Origin of the sequence: Shinella sp. JR1-6 (genome assembly GCF_004284735.1) — a bacterium.
Classification (GTDB): domain Bacteria; phylum Pseudomonadota; class Alphaproteobacteria; order Rhizobiales; family Rhizobiaceae; genus Shinella.
The window spans coordinates 1-26,557 of sequence record NZ_SHMI01000002.1 but is presented as its reverse complement, the minus strand read 5'-3'; the positions used below and the strand labels follow the sequence as shown (position 1 = coordinate 26,557).

At 63.4% G+C, this 26,557-nt stretch carries 24 protein-coding genes; 10 read left to right on the top strand and 14 right to left on the bottom strand.

Features of this window, described 5'->3' with window-relative positions:
• Positions 1-17: 17 nt before the first annotated feature.
• From EXZ48_RS02800 to EXZ48_RS02775, 6 genes are all read right to left on the bottom strand, one after another.
• On the bottom strand, positions 18-803 hold the full coding sequence (locus tag EXZ48_RS02800) for a glutathione S-transferase family protein (RefSeq protein WP_130514243.1): 786 nt from the start codon (positions 801-803) through the stop codon (positions 18-20).
• 63 nt (positions 804-866) lie between these two features.
• Positions 867-1,913 carry a branched-chain amino acid ABC transporter permease gene (locus EXZ48_RS02795; RefSeq protein WP_051758831.1) on the bottom strand — a complete coding sequence of 349 codons (1,047 nt, stop codon included), beginning with the start codon at positions 1,911-1,913 and terminating at the stop codon, positions 867-869.
• A complete protein-coding gene (locus EXZ48_RS02790) occupies positions 1,910-2,788 on the bottom strand; it encodes a branched-chain amino acid ABC transporter permease (protein WP_023512132.1) in 879 nt (292 codons plus the stop codon). The genes EXZ48_RS02795 and EXZ48_RS02790 overlap by 4 nt, the downstream gene beginning before the upstream one ends.
• A 12-nt stretch (positions 2,789-2,800) precedes the next feature.
• Complete coding sequence (locus tag EXZ48_RS02785; RefSeq protein ID WP_050744625.1) at positions 2,801-3,529, bottom strand: ABC transporter ATP-binding protein; 729 nt, start codon at positions 3,527-3,529, stop codon at positions 2,801-2,803.
• A complete protein-coding gene (locus EXZ48_RS02780) occupies positions 3,529-4,275 on the bottom strand; it encodes an ABC transporter ATP-binding protein (protein WP_050744624.1) in 747 nt (248 codons plus the stop codon). Before EXZ48_RS02780 ends, EXZ48_RS02785 begins: the two co-directional genes overlap by 1 nt.
• An 85-nt stretch (positions 4,276-4,360) precedes the next feature.
• Positions 4,361-5,638 (bottom strand): amino acid ABC transporter substrate-binding protein, encoded by a 1,278-nt coding sequence (locus EXZ48_RS02775; RefSeq protein ID WP_023512129.1) that lies wholly within the window; start codon positions 5,636-5,638, stop codon positions 4,361-4,363.
• Positions 5,639-5,954: 316 nt separating this feature from the next.
• On the opposite strand from EXZ48_RS02775, the gene EXZ48_RS02770 reads away from it, so the two are divergent.
• Positions 5,955-6,992, top strand: a complete 1,038-nt coding sequence (locus EXZ48_RS02770) for a LacI family DNA-binding transcriptional regulator (protein WP_130514242.1) — start codon at positions 5,955-5,957, stop codon at positions 6,990-6,992.
• Between the two features lie 84 nt (positions 6,993-7,076).
• Here EXZ48_RS02770 and EXZ48_RS02765 read toward each other — a convergent pair whose 3' ends face one another.
• Entirely contained in the window at positions 7,077-7,850 is a 774-nt protein-coding gene (locus EXZ48_RS02765; RefSeq protein WP_130514241.1) for an SDR family oxidoreductase, read from the bottom strand.
• 140 nt (positions 7,851-7,990) lie between these two features.
• Here EXZ48_RS02765 and EXZ48_RS02760 point away from each other — a divergent pair, with 140 nt between their 5' ends.
• The 7 genes from EXZ48_RS02760 to pncB all read left to right on the top strand — a co-directional run bounded on the left by EXZ48_RS02760 (position 7,991) and on the right by pncB (position 16,703).
• Positions 7,991-8,890 (top strand): LysR family transcriptional regulator, encoded by a 900-nt coding sequence (locus EXZ48_RS02760; protein WP_130514240.1) that lies wholly within the window; start codon positions 7,991-7,993, stop codon positions 8,888-8,890.
• Between the two features lie 542 nt (positions 8,891-9,432).
• The gene (locus EXZ48_RS02755; RefSeq protein WP_130514239.1) at positions 9,433-9,687 is read left to right on the top strand and encodes an acyl carrier protein; all 255 of its coding nucleotides are present in this window, start codon (positions 9,433-9,435) and stop codon (positions 9,685-9,687) included.
• On the top strand, positions 9,684-10,856 hold the full coding sequence (locus tag EXZ48_RS02750) for an acyl-CoA dehydrogenase family protein (protein WP_130514238.1): 1,173 nt from the start codon (positions 9,684-9,686) through the stop codon (positions 10,854-10,856). Before EXZ48_RS02755 ends, EXZ48_RS02750 begins: the two co-directional genes overlap by 4 nt.
• A gap of 4 nt (positions 10,857-10,860) precedes the next feature.
• Positions 10,861-11,775: an amino acid--[acyl-carrier-protein] ligase gene (locus EXZ48_RS02745; RefSeq protein WP_023512094.1), complete on the top strand. Its 915-nt coding sequence runs from the start codon at positions 10,861-10,863 to the stop codon at positions 11,773-11,775.
• Between the two features lie 2 nt (positions 11,776-11,777).
• On the top strand, positions 11,778-12,746 hold the full coding sequence (locus EXZ48_RS02740) for a DUF1839 family protein (RefSeq protein ID WP_130514237.1): 969 nt from the start codon (positions 11,778-11,780) through the stop codon (positions 12,744-12,746).
• A gap of 11 nt (positions 12,747-12,757) precedes the next feature.
• Positions 12,758-15,205, top strand: a complete 2,448-nt coding sequence (locus tag EXZ48_RS02735) for a glycoside hydrolase family 2 protein (RefSeq protein ID WP_207900348.1) — start codon at positions 12,758-12,760, stop codon at positions 15,203-15,205.
• A 193-nt stretch (positions 15,206-15,398) separates the two neighbouring features.
• Positions 15,399-16,703, top strand: a complete 1,305-nt coding sequence (gene pncB / locus EXZ48_RS02730) for a nicotinate phosphoribosyltransferase (RefSeq protein WP_130514236.1) — start codon at positions 15,399-15,401, stop codon at positions 16,701-16,703.
• On the opposite strand, the gene EXZ48_RS02725 is transcribed toward pncB, so the two are convergent.
• Positions 16,700-17,383: an aspartate/glutamate racemase family protein gene (locus tag EXZ48_RS02725; RefSeq protein ID WP_130514235.1), complete on the bottom strand. Its 684-nt coding sequence runs from the start codon at positions 17,381-17,383 to the stop codon at positions 16,700-16,702. The two genes, pncB and EXZ48_RS02725, sit on opposite strands and share 4 nt — an antisense overlap.
• Before the next feature lie 7 nt (positions 17,384-17,390).
• Entirely contained in the window at positions 17,391-18,848 is a 1,458-nt protein-coding gene (locus tag EXZ48_RS02720; RefSeq protein WP_050744614.1) for an MFS transporter, read from the bottom strand.
• 160 nt (positions 18,849-19,008) lie between these two features.
• Here EXZ48_RS02720 and EXZ48_RS02715 point away from each other — a divergent pair, with 160 nt between their 5' ends.
• Positions 19,009-19,851 carry a MurR/RpiR family transcriptional regulator gene (locus EXZ48_RS02715; protein WP_023512100.1) on the top strand — a complete coding sequence of 281 codons (843 nt, stop codon included), beginning with the start codon at positions 19,009-19,011 and terminating at the stop codon, positions 19,849-19,851.
• Between the two features lie 100 nt (positions 19,852-19,951).
• Here the strand turns inward: EXZ48_RS02715 and EXZ48_RS02710 are convergent, their stop codons facing one another.
• From EXZ48_RS02710 to EXZ48_RS02695, 4 genes are read right to left on the bottom strand one after another with little or no spacing between them, the layout of a single operon-like run.
• On the bottom strand, positions 19,952-21,232 hold the full coding sequence (locus tag EXZ48_RS02710) for a type III PLP-dependent enzyme (protein ID WP_130514234.1): 1,281 nt from the start codon (positions 21,230-21,232) through the stop codon (positions 19,952-19,954).
• A complete protein-coding gene (locus EXZ48_RS02705) occupies positions 21,225-22,748 on the bottom strand; it encodes an AMP-binding protein (protein ID WP_130514233.1) in 1,524 nt (507 codons plus the stop codon). Before EXZ48_RS02705 ends, EXZ48_RS02710 begins: the two co-directional genes overlap by 8 nt.
• A complete protein-coding gene (locus EXZ48_RS02700; RefSeq protein ID WP_023512103.1) occupies positions 22,745-23,002 on the bottom strand; it encodes an acyl carrier protein in 258 nt (85 codons plus the stop codon). The genes EXZ48_RS02705 and EXZ48_RS02700 overlap by 4 nt, the downstream gene beginning before the upstream one ends.
• Before the next feature lie 32 nt (positions 23,003-23,034).
• The gene (locus EXZ48_RS02695) at positions 23,035-24,015 is read right to left on the bottom strand and encodes a hypothetical protein (RefSeq protein ID WP_130514232.1); all 981 of its coding nucleotides are present in this window, start codon (positions 24,013-24,015) and stop codon (positions 23,035-23,037) included.
• A gap of 156 nt (positions 24,016-24,171) precedes the next feature.
• On the opposite strand from EXZ48_RS02695, the gene EXZ48_RS02690 reads away from it, so the two are divergent.
• Positions 24,172-24,684, top strand: a complete 513-nt coding sequence (locus EXZ48_RS02690; protein WP_023512105.1) for a cupin domain-containing protein — start codon at positions 24,172-24,174, stop codon at positions 24,682-24,684.
• A 132-nt stretch (positions 24,685-24,816) separates the two neighbouring features.
• Here the strand turns inward: EXZ48_RS02690 and EXZ48_RS02685 are convergent, their stop codons facing one another.
• Complete coding sequence (locus EXZ48_RS02685) at positions 24,817-26,319, bottom strand: hypothetical protein (protein ID WP_130514231.1); 1,503 nt, start codon at positions 26,317-26,319, stop codon at positions 24,817-24,819.
• Positions 26,320-26,557 lie beyond the last annotated feature (238 nt).

Sequence of the window (26,557 nt, the reverse complement as noted above, 5' to 3'; positions counted from 1 at the left end):
ATGATCCTCCACTGCGTTCAGGCATTCACGGGCTCGGGCTGCTTCGCGCCGGCCTTGAGGTGTGGGTATTTTTCGGTCAACAACGACCCGTGGTAATAGGTCGCTGAAAAAGCGGGCGTTTCCCGGATCCCCTCGAGCCAGCGGCCAATCGTCGGCGCGCCATGCCATGTGCCGGAAAGCCGGATATCGTCCATCCGCACGATGACGGGCATGATCGCGATATCGGCAAGGCTGAGGTCCGCGCCCATCAGCCAGGGCCCGCCGCTGGCGGCAAGCCAGGCCGCCATGCGGTCGATGCCGCGCTGCAGACGTGCCAGGGCCTCGTCCATCTCGGCTTTCGGGAACCCCGTGCGCCCCATCTTCATGAGGAACTCGCGGCGCAGGGGTTTGCTGTCGCACAACGCCTGGAACTCTTCATCGCCCATCGCCTGGAAGTGCGGCAGGAAAGCCAGATTGTACGACGGCACGCGGATCGCCGGTGTCGGCACCTCGTCGATGAAACGCATCATCGCGCGCATCTCCGCCACCTTGAGCGGATCGCCGGGCCTCAGCGGTGCCAAGCCGCCGAGGATATCCTCCAGATACTCCATGATGACGGCGGAATCGGTGACCGGGGCACCGTCATGCAGCAGGGTCGGGACCACGCCATTGGGGTTGATCGCGAGATATTCCGGCTTCAGCTGATCCCCTTTGAAGAGATCGAGCTTGTGTTCCTCGAAGGCCTTGCCCTTGGCGTGAAGGACATAGCGAACCCGCTGGCTGCATGTGGACTGCGGCGCGTTGTAAAGCACGAATTCGGGCATCTCGGTTTCCTCTCGTTGATGATACGAGCCGTGTTCTCTGGTGTCGGGCCGTGCGGTGCCCGGCTAGTCCCAGTTGAGGACGCGCGGCAGCCTTCCGCTTCTGGCGAGGGTCCCGACCAGTCCGAGCGGGAAGAAGATCAGGCCGAGCGCCATCACCAGGCCGGTGCCGAGGATGTTGATTTCGGATGCCCCCATGGTGGCGACGAAGAGCTCGTTGAGCGCGACGATGAGGATCGCGCCGATCACCGGTCCGGCGATCGTGCCCTTGCCGCCGAGGATGCACATCAGCACCATGTTGGCCGAGATCAGGATGAGCAGGAAAATGTTCGGCCGGAGATAGGTGAGGTACTCGCCCCATACCGCACCCGCCATGCCGACGAAGAAGGCCGAGAGCGCGAAAGCCGAAACCTTGTAGAAGCGCGTGTCGATGCCGGCGCTTTCCGCCTTGATCTCGTCCTTGGAGAGAGCCCGCAGACCAAGGCCGAACTTGGAGTGCTTGATCTTGTAGGCCGACCATACGGTGAAGGCCGCGATCGCCAGCATGGCATAGTAGTACGGCACCTTCGCCCACTGCACCGAGAGGTCGTTCGGCGGCAGGGTGAGACCGTTGGCACCGCCGATGAAGTGCCAGTTGTCGAACAGGATACGGGCGATCATCAAAAGGGCGATCGACGAGATGATGAAGCTCGGGCCCCGTACCTTGAGCGTGACCATGCCGACGGCATAGCCGAGGGCTGCGGCAACGAGGCCGGCAATCGGCGCGGTGATCAGCGTGGAAATGCCGTAGCGCGCCAGAAGCATGCCGGAGAAATATCCCCCGACGCCGAAGAACACCGCGTGGCCGAGCGAGACGTAACCGGCAAAGCCGCCGAGGATGTTCCAGCCCGAGGCCATGGCGACGTAGGAGGCGGTGAACAGCACCAGGTGCAAGACGTAATTGTAGTTCCCGGTAAATTGCAGCAGCGGCAGTGCGGCGAGCAGCGCAAGCAAGGTGAGCGGGAACCAGGTCGCGCGGGTCTGGTCCGCCTTGCGCGACAGTTTCTCGTTGTGGGCGCGGCGCGCCTCGATGACAGCGCTGGCGCTGGAATCCTGAAGGGTAACGGCCATCATGCCATCTCCGGTTTTTCGCCGAACAGGCCCTGTGGCCGAACCAGCAGAATGATGAAAAGGGCGAGGAAGAAGGTCAGCGTCGACCAGGTCGCCCCGATCCAGGTGCCGACAAAGGCGGCGATGACGGACAAGACCAGCGCGCCGACCACCGTGCCGAGAATGCTGCCCATGCCGCCGAGAACGACCACCGACATCAGCATGGCGATCCACTCCCAGTGCTTGGCCGGAAAGAAGCTGAACACGAAGCTGACCAGCGATCCGGCAGCACCCGCAAGACCGATGCCGATGGCAAAGGCAAGCACGCTGATGAACTGTACGTTGACGCCGAGGAGTTCGGCCGCCTCGCGGTTCTGCGTCGTGGCACGGATGGCATAGCCGAGCCGCGAATATTTGAGGAACAGGGACAGCGCCGCGATGATCGCCAGCGAGACGAGACCGGCATAGAGCTGCCCCTTGGGGATGAAGACGTCGCCGATGAAGAACGCCGCGGTGGCGTAGTCGGGCGACGTCACCCGCTGCGTGTTTGTGAACAGGCCACCAAGCAGCCCCTCCACCATCATCGCCAACGCGAAGGTGAGCAGCACGGTCATCTCGGAGTATTTGGCGCTCTTGGTCTCCCGCTGGAACAGCAGCCGGTAGAGCACCACGCCGACGGCCGCCATCGCAACGGCCGCGACGGGCAGCATGGCGATCGGGTCGATACCGAACGTCTTGAACGCCAGGTAGGTGATGTAGGCGCCGCCGATGATCAGCGCGGGATGGGCGAGATTGACGATGCGCATCACGCCGAAGACAAGCGACAGGCCGGAGCCCATGAGAGCGATGACGCCGCCAAGCGCCAGGCCCAGGATCAGTATCTGCAATATCTCTGCCATGTCTGTTCCTCGTCAGGCGGCCTTCTTGCCGCCGAGGTAGAGTTCCTGGATGCGCGGATCGGCCAGCACCGTGGCGGCCGGGCCTTCGAACAGTGTCCGGCCGAGATCGAGCACCACGCCCCAGTCGGCGTTCCTGAGCCCCATCAGCGCGTTCTGTTCGACGAGGAGGACGGTGACGCCTTCCGCCGACATCATCTTCATGATGTCGAACATCTCCTGGACGACCTTCGGCGCAAGACCGAGGGACGGTTCGTCCAGCATGACGATGTCCGGCTTGATGATGAGCGTGCGGGCCATGGCGAGCGTCTGCTGCTGGCCGCCGGACATCGTGCCCGCATGCTGGTCGGCACGCTCGCGAAGGATCGGGAAACGTTCGAGAATGCCTTCGATGCGGCGCTCCAGCTCCTTCTTGTCGTCAAGGATGAAACCGCCCATGCGCAGGTTCTCCCGCACGGTCATCTTCGCAAACAGCGCCCGTTCCTGCGGCACGAAACAGATGCCCTTGCGCAGGATCTGGTCTGGACGCAGCCCGTTCAGCCGCTCGCCCTTGAACAGAACGTCGCCCTTGCGGATCGACAGCATGCCGCAGATCGCCTTGAGCAGCGTCGACTTGCCGGCACCGTTGGGGCCGATGATGCAATGGACCTTGCCGGGCTCGACGGTCAGATGCGCCCCATCGATGATGGCGGGGCCGTCGCCGTAGCCGGCGGTGATGTTGGTGACCTCAAGAAGTTTCGTCATCAGGCGGCCTCATCTTCCAGGACGCCGCCGAGATAGGCATCCAGCACGTGGGGATCCCTGCGCACGACGTCGGGCGTGCCGGCGCAGATGACCTTGCCGTGCGCCATGACCACGACCTTGTGCGAGAGGCGCATGATCAGGTCCATGTTGTGCTCCACGATCAGCACCGTCAGGCCCTTGTCGTTAAGTGCGCGGATATGGCCGACGATCTCTTCCATCAGCGACGGGTTGACCCCGCCGGCCGGCTCGTCGAGCAGGATGATCTTCGGGTCGGACATCAAAAGCGCGGCGAGGTCCATGAGCTTCTTCTGCCCGTAGGAGAGATTGTGACCATCCTCGTGGGCGATGCGGGTGATGCCGAGGAAATCGAGGATCGACATCGCCTTGTCCTTCTCCTCCCGCGACATGGCGGGGCGGAACAGGCCGCGCAGGCCCTCGACCCGGGATTGAACGATGACATTCTCGATCACCGTCATGTCGCCGAGGTTGCGCGAGATCTGGAACGTCCGGCTGAGGCCCTTGGCCGTGATCTTGTGCGGCCGGAGGTGGTCGATCCGCTCGCCATCGAGCCAGACCTCGCCGGATGTCGGCGCCGCCGTCCGGCTGATGCAGTTGAACGCCGTCGTCTTTCCGGCGCCGTTCGGTCCGATCAGGGCGGTGATCGCGCCTTTCTCGACCGTGAACGTCGCACCGTCGACAGCCTTGATGCCGCCGAAATGCTTACAGAGGTTCTTCACTTCCAGCATGCGCCATCTACCTTTCGCAGTTGCGCTGACAATGGCCGGCGATGGGAAGGATGCCCGGGCGGGCACCCCTCCACTGCCTGTCTTCTCAGAACCCGTTCTTGGGATAGCTGAACGGCGATACGCCCTCGAATTCGCCCGTCGGGTAGACGAACTTCAGGCTGCCATCCTGCCACTGCGTCATGATGTGGGACTTCTCCACCGGCAGGCCGACGTCATCCCAGGAGAAGCGGCCAAGCACCGTGCGGACCGGGTCCTCCTTGGTGCGCGCATGCAGCCATTCGCCCATCTTGGCATTGTCGGTGGTCCCCGCTCCGAGGATCGCCTGCTCGATACCCTGGCAGACGGCGAACGGAATGGCGCTGTCCTCGTCCGGTTCGACACTGTATTCGGCGGTGAAGGCCTTAACGAAGTCAGCGTTGTTGAACGGCTTGCCGGCCAGCGTGCTTTCGAACGGCACGTCCTTGTGCCAGGTGGTGTGGATCAGCACGCCATCGGCCGCTTCCTTGCCAACGCCCTCGATGAACTCCGTCTGCGCTCCCTGGCTGAGATAGACCAGCTTGGGGGTGGCGCCGACGGTCTTGAGGCTGCGGGTCAACTGCACCGCTTCTTCCGCCGATGCCGTGAGGCCGATGACCATCTCGGCACCGGAGCGCTTGACCGAATTGGCAAGGTTCAGCCAGTCGTTGAAACCTTCCTCCGGCCACTTCTCCTTCATCAGGACCTCGATACCCGCATCCGCGAGGTAACCGGGTGCCAGATCGGCGATCTCCTTGTCGGTCGCGGGGTCCTTCACCTTCTGCCCGAGCAGACCCGCCTCGATGGCATTGGCGAAGAAGTCGTCCGCTGAAACCACGGCCACGCTCTTCGGCGCCTCGCCGGCCGGAATGAGCTGCTTGATAACCGCGGCCACGTCCTTGCCGGTATATTCAGCGGCGTTGACCTGGAAGTAGAACAGGTTCTTGTAGCCCTGCTCGTAGATGCGCAGCGCCCCGCCCGAGGGAATGGCGTGCACCATGTTGTATTTCGAAAGGATGCTGGCGACCGGGAAGGTCAGGCGGCTCGAAAACGTGCCATATACCGCCTCGACCTTGTCGACATTGATGAAACGTTCGTACTGGTTGATCGCGGTCGCCGTGTCGGACCGGTTGTCGCTGACGATCAGCTCGACCTGCCGGCCGAGAATGCCACCGGCTTCGTTGATCAGTTTCGTGCAGAGCTCGTAGCCCCGCTTGTGTTTTTCGCCGCTGACCGAGAGTCCCCCGGTAATCGGCAGCGAAGCGCCTATCCTCAGATTTTCCGCATGGGCCGCACTGGCCGTAATCGCCACAGCGGCCGTTGCCGCGAGCAATGTATTCAATCTCATACGCCTTCCTCCCGTTAGCGATCGATTGTATCCGCGACCGGGCGCCCACCGCGGGGAACCCGGCTGAATTTCGTGCCCGGTAAAGGAAGCCCAGCGGACGCTGCCGCATTCCCCGTCCGGGATCATTAGGGGTATTTTGCCGGCCGCCCTCCACGACGAACCGGTATCTGCCCGATGCAGGAACTCTCCTCCAAGCGTCCATGCAATCGATTGCGAAGATGAGGTATCATGGCACTTGCGTTTGGTCAAGGATTTTCGCAAACGATTGCATGCGCCATCCGTCATCTGCTAATATGGAAAAATCAGAGGGGATCAGATGCGGCAGAAACGGGTTACGCTGAAGGATATCGCCCGGGAGACAGGCGTACACGTATCCACCGTCTCCCGGGCGCTTGATCCTGTGGAGCGCAAGTCGATCACGGAAGAGGTTGCCAGCCGCATCCAGGCTGCGGCGGATGCCCTGGGATATCGGCCGAACCGCATCGCCGCCGGGCTTCGGACCAATCGCACGATGACCGTCGGCGTGATGATTCCCGACATCACCAACGTGATCTTTCCGCCTATCCTGCGCGGTATCGAGAGCGTTCTCGAGCCGCTGGGCTACGCATCGATCATCGTCAACACCGATAGCGAACGGGATCGGGAAAGCCGTCTTGTCGACGTGCTGCGGGACCGCGGCGTCGATGGCATCATTCACGCGGCCGTGTTGAGAAGCGATCCGTCCATCGCGCGGGCCGCAGCCGAAGGCCTGCCGGTGGTGACGCTGAACCGCATGGTCGAGAACTCGCAGATTCCCTATATCATCAACGACGAGGATGCCGGCATCTGCGAGATGCTGCGCCACCTGCGCGATCTCGGCCATCGCGACATTGCCCATCTCGCCGGTCCGCAGGACCTGTCGACCGGCCAGCTTCGCCTTGCCGCCTTCCGCAACGCCGCTGCTGCCCTTTCGCTGGAGTTCCGCCCCGACCTCGTGGCAACCGCCCGGCGCTTCGACGAGCAGGAAGGCGCACGCTGCATCCGGGATCTCCTGGTACCGGGCCGGAAATTCACGGCCGTCCTGTGCGCCAACGACCGTCTTGCACTGGGCGCGATCGACGAGTTGCGCGAGCGCGGCATCGACTGCCCGCGCGAGGTTTCCGTCACCGGCTTCAACGACATGCCGTTTCTCGACCTCATCCGCCCCCGGCTGACGACCGTCCGCATCCTCCAGCACAGTGCCGGCCAGACCGCGGCCACCGTGCTGCTGCAACTCATGAATGGCGAGAAGGCGGAGGACATCCCCGCGGAGACGATCCTGCCGGTCGAAATCATCGTCCGCGAGAGCACCGCTCCCGTCAGCAGCCCCGTGTGATCCCGAAAACCGGAATGCGCCGCCACGACCATCCCGGCGGACAGAAGGCGGCCTATCCCGTGGGAGGAAGGCCGCCCCTGGCCCCTACTTCGTCGTGTAGCCGCCGTTGACGAGGATGGTCTGGCCGGTCATCCACCAGCCATCGGAAACCATGAAGCGGATATAGGGGACGATATCCTCGATATCGGTGAGGCCGGTTTTCGAAAACCCCGACAGGGCTGCGGCGGTCTTGTGATAGGCAACCGCGTCGGCTCCCTCGGCCGGATAGAAGAAGGGTGTATCCATCGGGCCCGGCCCGATCGCCGTTACCGAGATGCCGCGCTCACCGAACTCCTTGGACGCGGCCCGCGTGAAATGCTCGACCGGCGCCTTGGTGCCGGCATAGCTCGCATAAAAGGGCGTGAAGGCGCCGAGCAGGGACGTGACGAGCGTCACCAGCTTGCCATTGTCGTTGAGATGCCGGCCTGCTTCCTTGATGAAGAAGAAGGCCGTTTTGGCGTTGACGGCGCTCATCTCGTCATATTCGGCTTCGCTGATCTCGAGCATGGGCTTCTTCAGCACCTTTCCGACGGTGTTGATGGCGATATCCGGCCGGCCAATGGCAGCGACCGCATCGACGAACAGTTTTTCGACGGCACCGGCCGTCGTCAGGTCGGCCTGGAAGGCGACGGCCTCGGCGCCCGCGGCCTTGACGGCGGCCACGGTGGCGTCGGCCTCCGCCCTGCTGGCGGCGCTGTTGTAGTGGATTGCGATCGCCTTCGCGCCATGCGCCGCGAGGTCACGGGCGACCAGCCCGCCAAGGTTCTTCGCGCCTCCGGCGATGATGACGGTTTTGCCTTTGATGCTGTGGTCGGTCATGGGCGGCCTCCTTTGCCGGTTCCGCGATCACATGAGCGATCGCTTTCTTGGGAAGAACATATCGTCTAGGATCAGCCGATAAAGACGGCCATTCTGACATCACTTGTCAGAAATTCCGTGCAATCGAGTGGGTAGAACACGTGGACCGTATCGATCTGTTCCGCATTTTCGCGCGTGTCGTCGAGCAGGCAAGCTTCACCCGCGCCGCCGATACGCTGGGGATTGCCCGTTCTTCCGTATCGGCAGCCGTTCAGGAACTGGAGGGCCGCGTCGGCGCGCGGCTGCTCTATCGCACCACGCGCAAGGTCTCCCCGACCCAGGACGGCGTGGCCTTCTACGAACGCTGCCAGCGCGTCATCGCCGATGTCGAGGACACGGAAAACCTGTTCCGCCAGACATCCGCACGGCCATCGGGAAAGCTGCGGATCGACGTGCCCGGCCGGATCGGACGCCTGATCGTCGCGCCGGCCCTGCCCGGCTTCCTTGACGACTATCCCGAGATCGACATCGATCTCGGCGTCACCGACCGCGCGGTAAATCTCGTCGAAGACAGCGTCGATTGTGTTCTGCGCGTCGGTTCGCTCGGTGATTCCGGCCTGATCGCACGTCCGATCGGCAGACTGCCGCTCATCAACGTCGCCAGCCCGGCCTATCTGGCGCTTCACGGAACGCCGCACACGCCAGACGATCTCCGGTATCACCGGGCGATCAACTACGCCTCGCCTTCCAGCGGTCGGGTCGAGGACTGGGAATGGCTCGAGAACGGGACGCTGCACAGGATGCAGATGCAGGGACGCGTCACGGTCAACAGTGCGGAGGCCTATATCGCCTGCTGTCTCGCCGGCCTCGGACTGATCCAGATACCGGCCTATGACGTCAGAGGACACCTTGAAGCCGGAGAACTGGTCGAGATCATGCCCCATCACCGCGCCGAGCCGATGCCGATGGCCCTGCTCTACCCGCACCGCCAGCACCTCTCCCGTCGGTTGCAGGTCTTCGCCGACTGGCTCGAGGCGCTGCTCAGGCGACAACTTTTGTAGTCCTCCCAAACGGTTTTTCTTCACTGTACGAGGCAGAGGTCGCCCATATCCCGTCTCGCAATCCCGAAAGAGCACCTCCGGCAAGAGTTCAACCGGAGCGCCACGACCGGCTGCTCAAGGCTGCCGTCGGCTTCAGGCGCAGGCGCTGAAAGGCGATGTCGATCCAGATACCGAAGGGTCGCATCGTCGTTGGCAACCGCAAACCGCTCTCCCCGAACCGCCCGAAACGGCCACTTCAACCCTCTTTGTCATTCAATCCTACACGTCCTGCGTTTATGGCTAACGGAGTTTTTACGCCGGCGGGACGCACCATTTCAGGACATAACACACTTCCTCCAACGCCCTGAAAAACCGGGACTGTTACCACCTTCTTCACAAAGCACCGCAATGGTACGCCTCGGTTCAATCCAGCAATCCCACCCGCTTCACGAAATCTTATCCATGTCCTTTCAGCCGATCTTATCAACCGTCGGTTATGCCTTTGAGGAACGATAAGCCAAGAGCCCGCTGTCCGGCCGGCAATGAAAACGACGGAGAAGACCATGAAGCAGAAGATTCGTGATATCCTGGCGAAACACGGTGGCCTGCCGATGCCGGTCGATCAGCTCGCGGACGATGCCGATCTCTATGCAGCCGGCCTCTCCTCCTTTGCTTCCGTGCAGGTGATGCTCGGCATCGAAGACGCCTTCGACGTCGAATTCCCCGACAACCTGCTCAACCGCAAGTCCTTCCAAAGCATCGACGCGATCACGAAGGCGGTGTCGGGCCTTGTCGGGAGCACGGAGGCCGCCGAATGACACTCACCGTCGGAAAGGGGCTGACGGAACGCGCCGAGCGCGTCTCCGCCGTGGCCGCAGCGCATGCCGACGACGTGGACGCCAAGGGCCGCTTCCCGCGGGAAGCCGTCGACGCGATGATCGCCGAACGGCTGCTTTCCATCCAGATTCCCGCTGCGCTCGGCGGCGAGGACGCCTCCGTCTCTGAAATCGCCGAAATCTGCTCGGTGCTCGGCCAGACCTGCTCGGCCGCCGCCATGGTCTTCGCCATGCACCACATCAAGCTGTCGAGCCTCGTCTCGCACGGTGCCGGCGATACCTGGCATTCCGCCTTCATGCGCCGCGTTTGCGACGAACAGCTCCTCCTCGCCTCGGCGACGACCGAAGGCGGCATCGGCGGGAACCTGCGCAACAGCATCTGCGCCATCGAGATCACCGGCGACACCTGCCGCCTTACCAAGGACGCCACCGTCATCTCCTACGGTGCCCATGCCGACGCAATCCTCATCACCTCGCGCGCCCATGCGGACGCTGCCTCGACCGACCAGGTGATCACCGTCTTCACCAGGGACCAGTATACGCTCGAGCAAACCCATGTCTGGGATACGCTCGGCATGCGCGGGACCTGCTCGGACGGCTGGCTGTTCAAGGGCGAGGCGCCGAAGGCGCAGATCCTGCCCAAACCCTTCGCCGAGATCGCGGCACAGTCGATGCTCGCCACCTCGCACCTGCTCTGGAGCGCGGTGTGGTACGGCATCGCCGTCAACGCCGTCGCCCGTGCGCAGGCCTTCGTGCGCGCCGCCGCGCGCAAAAGCCCCGGCGTGACACCACCCGGCGCGTTGCGGCTTGCGGAAGCCTCGAATCTTCTCCAGCTCGTCAAATCGAATACGATTGCGGGCCTCAAGGAATATGAAGCGGCCAAGGCCGATCCGGACCGCCTCTCCTCCATGGGCTTTGCCGTGGCGATGAACAATGTGAAGATCGCCTCCTCCGAAACGATCCTCACCATCATCAACCAGGCCATGCTGATCTGCGGCATCATGGGCTACAAGAACGGCACGCCCTTCAGCCTCGGCCGCCATCTGCGCGATGCGCATTCCGCCCAGCTCATGATCTCCAACGACCGCATCCTCGGCAACACGTCGAACCTCCTGCTTGTGCACAAGCAGGACACCAGCCTGATCGGGTGACACCATGGACATGCAGACCTCCCTTCTCGACCGGCTCTTCGATTCGGGCCTGCTCATCGACACCGGCGTCGAAGGCCTTTACGGCCGCAGCGGCGCCTTCGAGGATGTCATCGCCCGCTTCGAGCGGCTGATCGACGCCTATGGCGGCGCCGACGGCGCGGAGGCGATGCGCTTTCCGCCGGGCATGAACCGCGCGCATTTCGAAACCTCGGGCTACATGAAGAGCTTTCCGCAGCTTGCCGGCACCGTGCACAGCTTCTGCGGCGGAGAGCTCGACCACATGAGCCTCCTGCAATGCATGGAGGTCGGCGGCGACTGGACCAAGGACCAGAAGGCGACCGATATCGTTCTGACGCCGGCGGCCTGCTATCCGCTCTATCCGACCATCGCCAAGCGCGGCCGCCTGCCGGCCAAGGGCGGCCTCTACGATCTGCAGTCCTACTGCTTCCGCCACGAGCCCTCCAACGACCCGGCCCGACAGCAGCTCTTCCGCATGCGCGAATATGTCTGCATGGGTACGCAGGAGCATGTGACGACCTTCCGCCAGACCTGGATGGACCGCGGCCTGGAGATGATGGCGAAAGTCGGCCTCGACGTGACGATGGACGTGGCCAACGACCCGTTCTTCGGCCGCGCCGGCCGCATGCTGGCCAACAACCAGCGCGACCAGAACCTGAAGTTCGAGCTGCTCATCCCCGTGACCTCGGCCGCCAAGCCGACCGCCTGCATGAGCTTCAACTACCACCAGGACGCCTTCGGCGCGAAGTGGGGGCTCAATCTCGAAAACGGCGACGTCGCGCACACCGCCTGCGTCGGTTTTGGCCTGGAGCGCATCGCACTTGCCCTCTTCGCCCGCCACGGCATGGATATCGCCGCCTGGCCGGACGACGTCCGCAAGACGCTCGGATATCAGGACTAAGCATGGATGCCGTCTTCCCCGGGGCAGACCCCGAGACCTTTCGGCCGCACGCGCTGCACGACGCGGAGCGCATGTGGCCGGAGACGAACTGCTACGTCGATCTCTGGATCGAGGTACTGAACGCCTTCGGGAGCGCCCCGGAGGCGATGCTCGGCTTCTCCCTGACCCAGGATTTCGAGGGCGACCAGTTCACCTTCTTCAAGGTGCCGCTGGAGGACCTGGAAAGCCTCTACGGCATCCGCTGCACGGAACTTGCCATTTTCGACAAAGTGGAGAGCCATGTCGCGACCCAGATCGCGCGCGGCCGCCTCTGCCTCGTCGAGATGGACAGTTTTTACATGCCGGATACGCGCGGCGTCGCCTACGGCCAGGAGCACGGCAAGACGACGGTCGCGATCAACCGGCTGGACCTTCAGGCAAAGCAGCTCGACTACTTCCACAATGCCGGATTTTTCCGGTTGGAAGGCGCAGATTTCGACGGCCTGTTCCATCTGAACGACGGCCCCGACGACCTGCCCTTCCTGCCCTACACGGAATTCGCCAAATTCCCGGAAAAGCGGCCGGACGAGACCCATCTGCGCCGCGAGGCAAAACGCCTCGCCGCTGTGCATTTCGCGCGCCGCCCCGCCGAAAACCCGGTGGCGGCCTTCGCAAAGGCCTTTCCGGGCCAGGTGGAAGCGGTGGCCGATCGCCCCTTCGGCTTCTTCCACAAATACGCCTTCAACACGCTGCGCCAGCTCGGCGCGAATTTCGAACTCGCCGGCAGCCATCTCGACTGGCTCGCGCCGGATGGCAGCCTGAACGAGGCGGCCGAGGCCGCGCGCAAAATCTCGGAAACGGCGAAGTCCGTGCAGTTCCAGCTTGCCCGTGCCGTGACGCGCAGGAAGTTCGATCCGCTGGCAACGGCACTCGATCCGGCGCTCGAAGCGTGGGATAGTCTGATGGCTCAACTGGCCACCCGCGTCGACTGAAGGAAGACGGAATGACCGAAACCGGAAAGGCGCTTTCCACCGGCTGGCGCATGGCGCTGACAGTGGCCGACGCTGCGGCTGATCCGGTGGCGCTGAAAAGCCTTTCCGATTTCCTCGACGCTCCCGTGCCCGGGACCGTTGCTGGTGCACTCGAACGGGCCGGCCGTTTCGACCGTACCGCCCCGCAGCCGCTCGACCATCTCGACGCCTGGTACACGCTCGATCTCTCCGGCGAAGCACCCGGCGAGGCTCTGCTGCAGTTCGACGGGCTCGCGACGATCGCCGAGGTCTGGTGGAACGGTACGCTGGTTCTCTCCTCCGACAGCATGTTCGTGCGCCACAGCCTGCCCGTCACGCTCACCGGCAACGACCGCCTGGCTCTCTGCTTCCGCGCACTGAAACCGCATCTGGAAAAACGTGGCCCCCGCGCCCGCTGGCGGCCGCAGATGATCACGCCGCAGGGCCTGCGCCTCGTGCGCACCACCCTGCTCGGCCGCATGCCCGGCTGGTGCGCGGAGGTCCACGCCGCCGGCCCCTGGCGCCCCGTGCGCCTCACACGGCCGAGCCCGGCCGTTGCCTCAGAAATCCGCCTCTCCGCGCGCCTGCACGAGAACGGCAAGGGCCAGCTCGAGATCGGCTTCACGCTCTCGGGTGCAGTCGCGCCAGTGGTGGAATGTGCGGGCGTTGCCGTCGAAGCGATCCCGAACGGCGCGCACAGTTTTAGCGCCAGCCTCAGCATTCCCGATGTCGAGGCCTGGTGGCCGCGCAGCCATGGCAAGCCGGTTCTGCACGACATCACCCTCGTCGTCGACGGTGCGCGCCAAAAACTCGGCCGCACCGGCTTCCGCCGCATCGAGATCGATCGCGGCGCCGATGGCCGCGACTTTGCTCTCCATGTCAACGGCGTCAAAATCTTCTGCCGCGGGGCGGTCTGGACCAATGCCGATATCGTCGATCTGCCGGGCACGCGCGCGCGCTACGAACCACTGCTGACGCTTGCGGCCGAGGCCAACATGAACATGCTGCGCATCGGCGGCACCATGACTTACGAGACGCCGGATTTCTTCGCGCTGTGCGACGAGCTCGGCCTTCTCGTCTGGCAGGATTTTCAGTTCGCCAATTTCGATTATCCGGCAACCGATCCGGCCTTCGTCGAGAATGTCAGGATCGAAGTCGCACAGTTCCTCGATGCCACCGCCGCCTCGCCGTCGCTTGCCGTGCTCTGCGGCGGCAGCGAGATCGACCAGCAGGCCGCGATGCTCGGCCTGCCGGAGACGGCCTGGGCGGGGCCGCTGACGCTCGATATCCTGCCCGCGCTCGTTGCCGCCCATCGTCCCGATGTGCCCTACGTCGAGAACTCGCCGAGCGGCGGGGCGATGCCATTTTCGCCCGGTGCCGGCGTCACGCATTATTACGGCGTCGGTGCCTATTGCCGGCCGCTGGAAGATGCGCGCCGCGCAAACGTGCGTTTTTCCGCCGAAAGCCTCGCCTTCGCCAATGTCCCGGAACAGGCAACGCTCGACGCGCACCTGCCCGTGCCTGCCGTGCACGATCCGCGCTGGAAGGCCCGCGTGCCGCGCGACCGCGGCGCCTCCTGGGATTTCGAGGATGTGCGCGACCACTATCTCGCCCTCCTTTACGGACACGAGCCGGCGCGTCTGCGGCGCGAAGACCCGGCCCGCTATCTCGATCTCTCCCGCGCCGTCGTCGGCGAAGTGATGGAGGCGATCTTCGCCGAATGGCGGCGGGAGCAATCCACCTGCAATGGCGCGCTCGTCTGGACGTTCCAGGATCTATTGCCCGGCGCCGGCTGGGGTATCGTCGATGCGACCGGCCTGCCGAAATCCGCCTGGCATGCGCTGCGCCGCGCTTTCCGGCCCGTGCAGATCACGCTTTGTGACGAAGGCACCAACGGCCTCGACATCCATGTAAGGAACGACGGCCCGGAAGAGCGGCGGCTGATGCTGGAGCTTTCCTGCCTGCGCCATGGACGGCAGCCGGTGGTCTCCGGTCGCAGAGACATCGCGCTCGCCCCGCATTCCGCCGAAACGCTGCCGGCAACCGCGCTCTTCGGCGCCTTCTTCGACACGACCTACGCGTTCCGCTTCGGCCCGCCCTCCCATGACGTCACGGTCGGCCGGCTCATCGATACGGACGGGACGGTGGCCGCGGAAGCCTTCCATTTTCCGCTCGGCCGGGCAGAGGCGTTCTTTTCCGCCAGCCTGACGGCGACGCTCCGGCAGGACACGGATGGCTGGCTGCTCGACCTCTCGGCCGATCGTTTCGCCCAGTCGGTCGCCATCGAGATCGACGGCTTCCTGCCTTCCGACAACTGGTTCCATCTTGCCCCCGGCAACGTGAAAAGCATCCGCCTTCTTCCGTCTGCCGGCACGTCCCCCGAGACAACACCGCACGGCACGATCCGCGGCATCGGTGCCGAAGCCGTCATCTCCATCTGAGCATCGGGGATTTACAGGCGATATGGGTGGCGGCCTCGTGTCGAGGTCACCCATGCCCCAAGAGAGTGCGCAAGACTCCCGACCCCAAATATCAGCCCGGATGCTGCCCGTACTGCTCTTGAAGCCAGAGAAGCATTCCGAAGCGTTTGGCGGTGCGCTATACCCCTCTCGAGCATCATTCAGGAGGAGCCGGATGGCCGTCACCGATTTCGCGACCCGCACCTACGACCACAATTTCCGGCTCGACCCGATCGTGCGCAGCCTGCTCGACACGGATTTCTACAAGCTGCTGATGCTCCAGATGATCCGCCAGCTGCATCCGGATGTCCAAGCGACCTTTTCACTGATCAACCGGACGAAAACCGTGCGGCTTGCCGAAGTCATCGACGAAGGGGAACTGCGGGCACAGCTTGACCATGCCCGGGAGCTTCGTTTCACCAAGAAGGAACTGATCTGGCTGGCGGGCAACAGTTTTTACGGCAAGGCCCGCATGTTCGGCCCGGACTTCATCGCCTGGCTCGCCGCCTTCCGCCTGCCCGACTACGAGCTGCGCAAGGTGGACGGGCAGTACGAGTTGCATTTCGAAGGGCCGTGGACCCATACCAGCATGTGGGAGATCCCGGCACTCGTCATCATCAACGAGCTGAAATCCCGGGCGGCGATGCGCGACAAGGGGCTTTTTGCGCTCGACGTGCTCTATGCCCGCGCCAAGGCCCGGCTCTGGGAGAAGGTCGAGCGGTTGCGGCATCTGCCGGATCTCGTCATCTCCGACTTCGGCACGCGCCGCCGGCACGGTTTTCTATGGCAGCGCTGGTGCGTGGAGGCCCTGAAGGAAGGGCTTGGCGAGCGCTTCATCGGCACATCCAACGTGTTGCTCGCGATGGATGCGGACCTCGAGGCCATCGGCACCAATGCGCATGAACTGCCGATGGTCGCAGCCGCACTGGCCGAGAATGATAAGGCGCTTGCCGCCGCGCCCTACCAGGTGCTGGAGGAGTGGCGGCAGCACTACAACGGCAATCTCCTCATCGCCCTGCCGGACGCCTTCGGCACCACTGCCTTCCTGGCCGAGGCGCCGGACTGGGTGGCGGACTGGACCGGTTTCCGGCCGGACAGCGCCCCGCCGATCGCCGGCGGCGAGCAGATCATCCGCTGGTGGCAGGAGAAGGGGCGCGATCCGCGGGAAAAGCTGCTGATCTTCTCCGATGGCATGGATGTCGATACGATCGAGGAAACCTATCGGCATTTCCATGGGCGGGTGCGCATGAGCTTTGGCTGGGGCACCAATCTCACCAACGATTTCCGCGGCTGCGATCCGGATGGCGGCAGCGGGCTCGATCCGATCTCACTCGTCTGCAAGGTGACGAGTGCCAACGGCCGGCCGGCGGTCAAGCTTTCGGACAATCCGCTGAAAGCAACCGGCGATCCCGCCGAAATCGAACGGTATCGCCGGGTGTTTGGCACGAAGGCCGAGCATGCCCGGCCAGTCGAAGTTTAGCTCTCTGCCGCCTGCGGCGCATCGCTGGCCACGTTGACGAGGCCGATGATGCGCTCGACCGCACAGGGGATCGGGCCGAGCACGGGCTGATCGAAGCGCGGACGCAGCTTTTCTGCCGCCTGGCCGAGCGGGCCGCCGCCGATGATGACGGCTTCGGCTCCGTCCTCGAAGATGCACGCGTGCACCGCACCGGAGAGCGCCTCGGTGAGCAAGCCCGGATCGGATGCAAGCGCGACGGGGTCGCCCTCAGTACAGCGGATACCCCTGTAGAGATGGGCAAGACCGAGATCGTTCGCCCGCTGGCCGATGGCCTCGATCAGGTCAGGCGTCGAAGTGGCGACGGAGAAGGCCCGGCCGCCCCGCGAAGCCTCGATCATCGAGGCCTCGCAGATGCCCACCACCGGGACCGCGACCTTGCGACGAAGCTCCGCAAGGCCGGGATCGCCGAAGGCGCTGACGATGATCCCCGCACAATCCCGCCCGTGCGCGGTGCCGAGTTCCACCACTTCAGCGGCGGAGGCGGCCAGTTGCTCGGGGGTGACGATCATGCCCGGCGCGCGGCGCGCGGTGACAGTCTTCACCACCAGCCGGCCCGCCGAAGAGGCCAGCGCGATGGCGTGCATCATCTCGCTGGTGGGCTCGGAGCTGTTGGGATTGATCAACAGGATGTGCGGGGTCATGCTCTTGTCAGGCTCCTGCTTTTGCGGGCTCTGCGACGAGGTTGTCGCTTGCCGTGGTGGCGTCCGCCCGCTGCGTGATGTCTTCCATCGACATGCCATAGGTTTCCGGCCCGAGGCGGATGCAGATGGCGAAGATGGCGTACATGGCGGCGGCGAGGCCGAAGACCCCACCCATGCCATAGCTGTCGAACAGCGCACCCGAGATGGTCGGCACGAAGGATCCGGCAGCCGAGCCTGCCGCCAGGATGAAGGCGACGCCGAAGGCGCGGATGCGGGTCGGGAAGAGTTCCGGCGCATAGATCCAGATGGACGTGTTCAGGAGAAGCACGAAGAACTGGAACAGTGCGCCGAAGAACAGCACCAGATAGATGGTGGTGCCGAACTGCATGATGGAAAGCGCGGCAAGGCAGGCGCAGATCGCACCGACGGTCAGGACGCGCTTGCGCGGGAAGTAGTAGCCGAACATCGAGGCCGCGATGGCACCAAGGACGCTGCCGCTCTGGATGATCATGCTGTAGAGCAGGCTGCCCTGCAGCGTATAGCCCATCGAGACGAAGATGACGGGCATCAGGGTCAGAACGGAAAGCTGGGCGCCGTAGCTCATCAGGATGGCGATGGACACCGGCACGATGCGGCCGAGGAAGGGTGCACGGAACAGTTCCTTCCAGGCGCCCTTGGCGCGCGGCGCATCCTGCTCGTTGTCCTTCGAGAGATATTCGCGGACCACGAGGTTCTTCGGCCGGAGCGAACCGGATTCCAGCACCGAGAGCACCTTGTTCGCCTCGTCTATCCGCCCTTGCGAGGCGAGGAAGCGCGGCGTTTCCGGCACATAGCGGCGGTAGAAGACGACCAGCAGGGCCGGCAGCGCAAGCGAGGCGAAGAGCCAGCGCCAGCTATCCTCACCCGGGAAGATGCTGAAGATCATCAGACCATAAACGGGGGCAAGGAAATTGCCGAAACCGCCCGCGCCCACATTGACGAGCCCGGCCGCCGTTCCGCGGAATTTCGGCGAGCAGAATTCCGACAGCATGGTGACGGCGGTGGAAATCTCGCCGCCGACGCCGAAGCCGACGATGGCCCGGGCGATGCACAGGAACATGAAGTCCGGCGCCAGCGCGCAGGCTAGGGAGCCGAGCGAAAACAGCAAAAGATTGACAGTGAGCATGACACGGCGGCCGTAGCGATCGCCGAGGATACCGGAAAGCAGGCGACCGATGGCGGCGCTGCCAAAAGTAATCGTGTTCAGGAAGCCGATATCCGTACCCGTCAGTCCCCAATGCTCCTTCAGGAGCGGGCCGGACACGCCGATCGTGTTCTGTTCGAAACTGTCGAACAGGCAGCCGATCAGCACCAGCGCGATGATCTGCTTGTGCGCACGCGTCACTCCGATACGGGTGAGCGCGCCCTCCAGTTGCCGAATGGCCGGCGATGATTTGCCAGACTGCACCATACCTTCTGCTGCCATAGTCTCCTCCTCTTGGCATCGGCATGAAAATCAATTTTCTTACAATACACATGAGAAATCATTTTTTCAAGAAACTTTGTGTCCCGGCCCCAGCGGCATTCTTGCGTAGTCCTGCAAGTCCGTTACAAGCTTGATTTCGAAGTGAAAGGCGGTGGCTCCGATGGGCTCTACGGATCGTTCGTTCCTGTTTCGCGTGCGTGATGCGCTTGACGACCTGCATCCGGCAGAGCGGCGACTCGGCGACTTCGTCTGTGACTTTCCAGGAGAGCTTGCCAGCTATTCGGCATCGGAGCTCGCAAAGCTGGCCCAGGTCTCGAATGCAACCGTGACACGATTCGTCCGCCGGCTCGGCTACGAGAACTACGAGGAAGCCCGCCGCCATGCGCGCGACGAGCGCGAGACCGGATCGCGCCTGTTCCTCGCCACCTCGACGGATGCTGCAGGCGCGCAGTCGCTTGGCGCTCATGTCGCCCAGGGCATCGCCAATCTCGAAGGCACCTTCTCGAGCATTACCGATGCGCAGGTGGACGCCGTCGCCGACGCGATCCTGGCCGCGCGCAAGACCTGGGTGGTCGGCTTTCGCAGCAGCCATGCCTTTGCCGATTACCTACAATGGCAGATGACGCAGGTGGTGGAAAACATCGTCGCCATCCCCGGCGCCGGCCAGACGCTCGGCGAGCATCTCGTCAGCGTGACGGAGAAGGATGTCGCCATCGTCTTCGGCCTGCGTCGCCGCGTGGCGCAGATGGACAGCATCCTGACCGCGATCGAAAAGAGCGGCGCCAAGCTGCTCTACCTCACCGATGAAGGCGTCACCCATCGGGCGAGTGCCACCTGGCATTTTCGCTGTCACACGCTCGCACCGGGACCGCTGTTCAACCACGTCTCGGTCATGGCCGTCTGTCACCTCATCACGACGCGCGCGATCGAGCGCGCCGGCCCCGCCGGCCGCACGCGCCTGCGCGGAATCGAGCGCTTCGGCGACACGCTGGAAGAGCTGTAGCGCCCCTAGAGTTTGTCCGGAAAAAGTGGAACCCGGCTTTCCCGAAAAGACAAACGAAAACAAAGAACGCTAGAGCCCGTCAGTATGAAGCAGACGGACTCTAGCGGGCGATGCGTTCGATCCTGCCGTTTTCCACCAGCGCTTCCGCCGGCGCCGGATGGGAGAGGAAATGCCCCGGGCTCGCCGTCAGGCCGTAGGCGCCGGATTGCAGAACGGCGACGAGGTCCCCGGCGGCAAGCGCCGGCAGCCCCGTGTCACGCGCGAGCGTATCGAGTGGCGTGCAAAGGGGGCCGACCACCGTTGCGGGCAGATCCGGTCCAGCCGCCATGTGGGCAGGCGCAACGACCGGATAGTTTCGCTTGATGACCTGGCCGAGATTGCCGGAAGCCGCCAGATGGTGGTTCATACCACCTTCCAGGACAAGGAACCGCACGCCGCGGGACGTCTTGACGGCGTTGATTTCACTGACATAGAGGCCCGCCGTACCAACAAGGAAGCGCCCCGGCTCGACGATGGCCCGCGCACCAGCGAGCAGCGGTTCGGAGCGTATCAGTGCCGTCAGATCGGGAATGGCCGCGGCAACGGCATCAAGATCGAGCGGCCTGTCCCCATCATAATAGGGAATGCCGAGGCCGCCGCCGAGATCGATCGTGGCAAGCGGTCTCCCGCTCGTGCGGGCAACACGCGCGGCCAGCGTGACGGCATGCCGCCAGCTTTCGATCAGCGCAGCCGCATCGAGGATCTGCGTGCCGCCATAAACATGGATGCCGACGAGTTCGATGTTCGGCACGGCAAGCACGGCGGCGATCGCCGCATCGAGGTCTTCCTCATCGAAGCCGAAGGCGGTCGCCTTGCCGCCCATGCGCATGGCGCCCACCTGAACGGCTGGAACCGGATTGATGCGCAGCGAGGCGCGGACCGGCCGGCCGATCGCGCGGAGCCGCGCGATCTCGTCATGCCCTTCGATGTGGATTTCACCAATCCCGCCGTCGATAACCGCCGCAAGTTCCGCATGGCGCTTGCCGGGCCCGGCGAAGAGGATCCGCTCCGGCTTTGCGCCGGCGGCAATGGCCGCGTGGTACTCGCCGATTGAGGCAATCTCGACGCCCGCTCCCTCCTCGATGAAGAGACGGATGACGCTACGGGCCGGATTGGCCTTGGCCGAGTAGTAGATGGCGGCAAAACCGTCGAGTACAGCGGCCAGCCGGCGATAGGCCCGGCGCATGACCGCACCGTCATAGATATAGGCGGGCGACCCTATCTGCGAGACGATCTCGCGCACCGAAAGCTCACCGACATGGAGGTCGTCGCCTCGCACCTCGAAAAGCTCTGTTGCAAGCGGGTAGCCGTGACGCGTCATCCTCACCGCGGGATCAGCCATTTTCCGTGCGCTCCCTGACGAGTTGCCGGTAGTCCACCTTGCCGTTCGGCGTCACCGGCAAAGCCTCGACGAGTTCGAGGCCTCGCGGCACCATATAGGCCGCGAGCATGCCCGCGATCGCCTGCAACACCGACGCCGCATCGACATCCGGCTCCAGCGCCACGGCCACGGCATGGAGCTTCTGCCCGGCAAAATCATCCGGCAGGCCGATGACGGCAACCTGGCGGAAGCGCCCGGTGCTCATGATCGCCTCCTCGACCTCCGACGGGCTGATGCGGTAGCCCGAGGATTTGATCATCGCATCGTTGCGGCCGATGAAGGAGAAGAAGCCGTCCTCGTCCTCTACGGCCAGATCGCCGGAGTAACAGACGATGTCACCGCCCTCATCCCGCGGGCGGAACGGGTTCTGCCGCAGCACCCGGGCCGTCTCCTCAGGCCGGTTCCAGTAACCAAGCGAAACGGTCGGTCCACGATGCACGAGGATGCCGGGCTCGCCCGGCCTCGCGCGGCGGCCATCCTCGGTCACGATGAAGATCTCGCATTCCGGTATCGCCTTGCCGATCGAGGTCGGGCGGCGGTCCAGCTCTTCCGGTGGCAGATAGGTCGAGCGGAAAGCCTCGGTGAGGCCATACATCAGAAACACGTTCGTCTGCGGCAGCATCCTGCGCAGATCCGCGACCGTCTGCGAAGGCACTGCCCCGCCAGAGTTGGTGATGTAGCGCAAATCCGGCAAGGCGGTCTTGTGCAGGAGGGGCGCAGCCTTCGTCAGGATCGCCCAGATGGTCGGCACGCCGGCAAGGGCGGTGATCTTGTGGTCACGCAACGCGCGAACGATCTCGTCGCCGAAGCGGAACGTCAGAATGACGGTCGTCGCCCCCTGCTCCACCGCGGTCAGGAGCTGGTTGAGGCCATAATCGAAACTGAACGGCAGGATGGAAAGAATGCGCTCCTCCGGCGTGATGCCGAGATAGGTGCGCACGATACGCGCGCCGGCCAGAAGGTTGCGGTGCGACACCATCACGCCCTTTGGCCGCCCGGTCGAGCCCGATGTATAGAGGATCGCTGCAAGATCCTCGCCGATGGCATTTTCACGGACAGCCACAGGCGCGGCTTCCGCCATTTCCTCGACGGTCAGGATATGCGCTTCGGCAACGCCATGCAGGCTTTCGGCGACCATCGGCGCAAGCTCGCGGCTGGTAACGACGATACGCGCCGCGCAATCGGCGACGATATGGCTGATCTGCGGACCGCGCAGCAGCGCATTGATCGGCACGAAAACGGCGGCAGCCCGGCTGGCCGCAAAGATGGAGACACATTCTTCGATACCGCGCGGCAGGAAGATCGCGACGCGGTCCCCGCGCTCGACGCCCGCTTGCAACAGCGCCGCGGCAAAGCGCTCGACAGCCTCGTGGAAGGCACGATAGTCGAGTTCCCTCTCGCCATGAACCAGCGCACGCCTGCCGCTCTCGGCATGCGGGACAAGAAGGTGATGAAGAAGAACCGGTGATCCCGTCACGCCCGAACCTGCGAGACGAAGCGCACAAGGCTTGCGGGTGTCGCCAGCTCCTGGAAATCGAACCCGTCATCCTCCATGGAGACCCCGAAGCGCTCGCCGAGGAACATGATCAGCTCGAGAAAGCCAAGGGAGTCGATCGCGCCGTCAAGCAGTGCCGTGTCTGGCGCAACGGGCGCGAGTGCCGGAAAACGCCGATCGATATAGGCGTGGATCTCGGCGCTGATGTCGTCTGTGGGGACTGCTGCACTCTGCATCGTCCGTCTCCTCTTCCTTTGCCTCTCACCGGCTACATCTTCAGAAGTACGCGCTCGGAATAGAGCTCATCGATCAATCTGTCGTCCCAATCGCCCTTCACCTGGTAGCAAAGGCCGCGTTTCCAGATCCAGGCATGCGGGACGTTGCGACCTTCCTCGACCTGGAGCGCGAGAACCGGCACCCCACGCAGGACAAGCAGGCGTGCAAGCGCCCCGAGATTGTCAGCGACGATGTCCTGGTTTTCGGCAAAAACAACCCGCGCGACCGGAATGCGCTTGCGCGAGGTGACGCTGAGCACGATCGGATGGTAACGCCCGTCGACTTCGACCGCGACCACGATGCATCCGAGGGCCAGATGGTTTCTGAGATCCCGCAGCAGGGTTTCGGCAAGCGCGCCTGCCGGAACAGCTTCGAGCGGTCGAAGCCGCCCCTGCCTTGGACCAGCGAGCGCCAGCCAGGGAAGGACGACGAGGGAAAGATCGAACCCTATCGATCGGAATCCGAAACGGTTGTTTATTTCAACGGCGGCGGGGGTCGGCGTCAGGTCCGTGTAGATCGCTTCCTTGTCGGCCAAACCCGCCATGATCAGACGTGTGGCGGACCAGCGATGATTCTCTTCCACGTACCAGCTCGAAAGATTCACGATCCTTCGACCTGTCTGCGCATCCCATCGGGAGATCGTCAGAAGGATGCCGACAGGGGTCTCCCCCGCCAGAAGAAAGAAGCCAACCGACGGTTGGCCGGCCGCCCTGTTCTGATCGGCAAGCCTGCGCAGTCCCTTGCGCCAGAAAGCACGAGAGCGGGAGGGGAACCCCTTCGAGAGCAGGGTCTCGGCCGCTTCCAGGCGAGCCTCGTCAATGGCGCAAAGCTTCAGCATTTCCTCAATCGAAAATCCGTTCCTGTCGAACCGTTCTAGGGATGACACCTTCTGAAAGCGTAAACGCACCTTCTTGCAATTAAGGCTTGAGCGGCAAATGACGAGAACGTGAACGGACGCGGCGACATTTGCCATTCACCGCGCCCTGTCTTTGCCAATTCTTCAACTTTGGCCCGTCCGCGACAGCGCTTTCGCCATTGAAGTGAAAACAATTACAACTTTACCTTTCGCATAAACGGCATGCTGACCCGGCCTCGTTATGCTCCGCCGAAGTAAGACGAAGGGGACCCCATGAGCTGGCATATTTTCACCGCCACCGCAGCACTTGCAGCAGGAATGTACAGAGGCCAGTTTTTGGACCGCGCCGAGCCGGACGTGTTCGTTGCAGCCAGCTCCAATGCATTGCCGATGGAGCCGCGCCCGATCAACCCCGACTGGGTCATGGCAGGCAATCCCGTTGCCCGCGCCGCGCTTCACTCCCGGCCGGCGGACACCTATGCCACGATGGCGGTCTGGGATTGCACGGCCGGCCAGTTCCGCTGGTTCTTCGGATGGGACGAGATGGTGGTCATCCTCGAGGGCGAGGTTCACGTGACAGCCGAGGACGGCAGTGCGCGCCTCCTGACCAGCGGCGACATGGCCTATTTCAAGGCCGGCACCTGGGCGACCTGGCGTATCGATCGCTATGTCAAGAAGGCCGCCGTGATGAGAAAGCCCTTCCCGCTGCCCGTTTCGCTGCTCTATCGCACGCTTGGCTGGCTCCGGTCGGCCATCAAGGGCACGCAGTCGGGTGGCGGCCTGTAACGTCAAAAATCTGGCGCAGAAGATTACAGGCGCAGAGAAAGCCCCTCGCCCCGGAAGCGGGGCACCCTGGCATGAGCAGCGCAAGTCCTTTAGCGGATGCCATGCATCTCCGGGTTGACAAAACGCCTTGCTTCACTGGGAAGCAAGGCGCCTCGGGCTCTTGAGGCTCCAGCGAAACCGTGGAACCTTGCAGTCGATCACCTCGAGATGCTCGCTGCTGTTGAGCGTGTGTATTCTTGAAATCGCTTTGTCACGGGACGGAATGGGAACGGGGGCCGCAAGGCGCACCCTCTCCTCGTTCAGCTCGAGAAGATCGGCAAGCCCGAGGCCGGCGCCGTATTCCTGCGTTCCATCCTGCAAGGGCAATACGAGGCGGTTGCCGACACCGATAAAACTCCCGCCGGGCCGGGCGGCGGCCCGGTCTATCTGCAGCGGATTGCTGCGGTGCGGCGTCCATTCGCCATCCAGACGGTCCGCATAATACACCACGAGTGTGTCCGCAGCGCTCCCATAGGTGTCGCGTTCACTGGCGAACAGCCACAGGCGCCCCTCGTGCTCCAGGAGCGTCGCATCAAAAAGCGCACGATCCGGTATCAGGACGGCGTGTCGTACCCAGCCGTCCGGAAACGATGCCGCACGATACAGAACGAGACCGCCGCCCGCCGCACTCTCCGGCAGCATCCAGATTTCACCGTCGCGGCTGAAAACCTGCGGGTAAGACAGATGATGCGGCTCCTCGACGACCGTACGCGGAACGCTCGCCCTGCCATCGGGAAACACTTCCGCCACGGAAATGACGGCCTTCGTATCCCCGTCGGCAAAATCCTCCACGAAAATGAAGTGCCGCCCGTTCCAGTCGAACGGAAACGGATCGGCATAGAAGCGATTGCCGCCATCCGGCAGGATCGCCCAGGGCTCGCCCGTCAACGACCCCGTGCTGCCCACCTGCACACCCTTGTGGAACCGATAGTACGTATCCCAGCGGTGTATGTTGAACAGTGCCCGGTGAGCCGCGCCCGCCAGCTGGCGCGGCATCATCGAGAACATATAGGCATTGAGCAACTGCCCGGCCGTCGGCTGAGGCGATCGCGTGACGCGCTTGTAGGGTGTTTCTGCCGGCGCCCCGCTCCTGAGGTAGCGATCCGCCGCATCCACCAAAAGGGTAAGCATGCGCGCCAGAACATCGTTCAGCCCCCGGACGAGCGACAGGCGACTGTCGACCATGGGCGCAGCATGACCAATGGCCTCATCGTCGTTGAGAACGATATCGATCCTGGGCAAACATCCCTGCATCAACGCTTTCGCGGCGGACGCGACGGAAGCACAACCGTTGAAGCGCGGTTCAAGTGTCGGCGATGCGAAACTCTGCCCGCTCGCCGTCAGATCTATCCGCAGCGCTGCCTCGGCACGGGAGGAGGACAGTCCGACAGTGGACACGACATCGAAAAGATCGTTGCCGCGAATCCGCAATGTTCTTCTTTCTGCCCTAAGAATATTGCTGAGCATGCGGGGTTCATCGGGTGTTTCCACCCCTGCGAGCACAATATCGTGGCCCTTCTCGGCAAGGCGATCGGCAACAAGAAGATGGATGCGCCGAACGTCATTTGCAGGCACTAATATATCGATTGTGCTCACACGATTCCTTTATCTCAGGCTGATGAAAAAAATGATATAACACTTGATAGTTGCAAACTTTGGCAGGTCAAGTGAAATCTCCGATCCAGCCGCATACACCGTGCAATCAGACCGGCGCACTCTTTTAAATCGGGACAAACGCATGACAAGCCGTGTCTAAAATACTCCGGCATCCGTTAGCCAAACAGAAAAGGAGAGCAGCCAGTTTTCAGGTTGCTGTGCCCAAGCTCCCGGAATT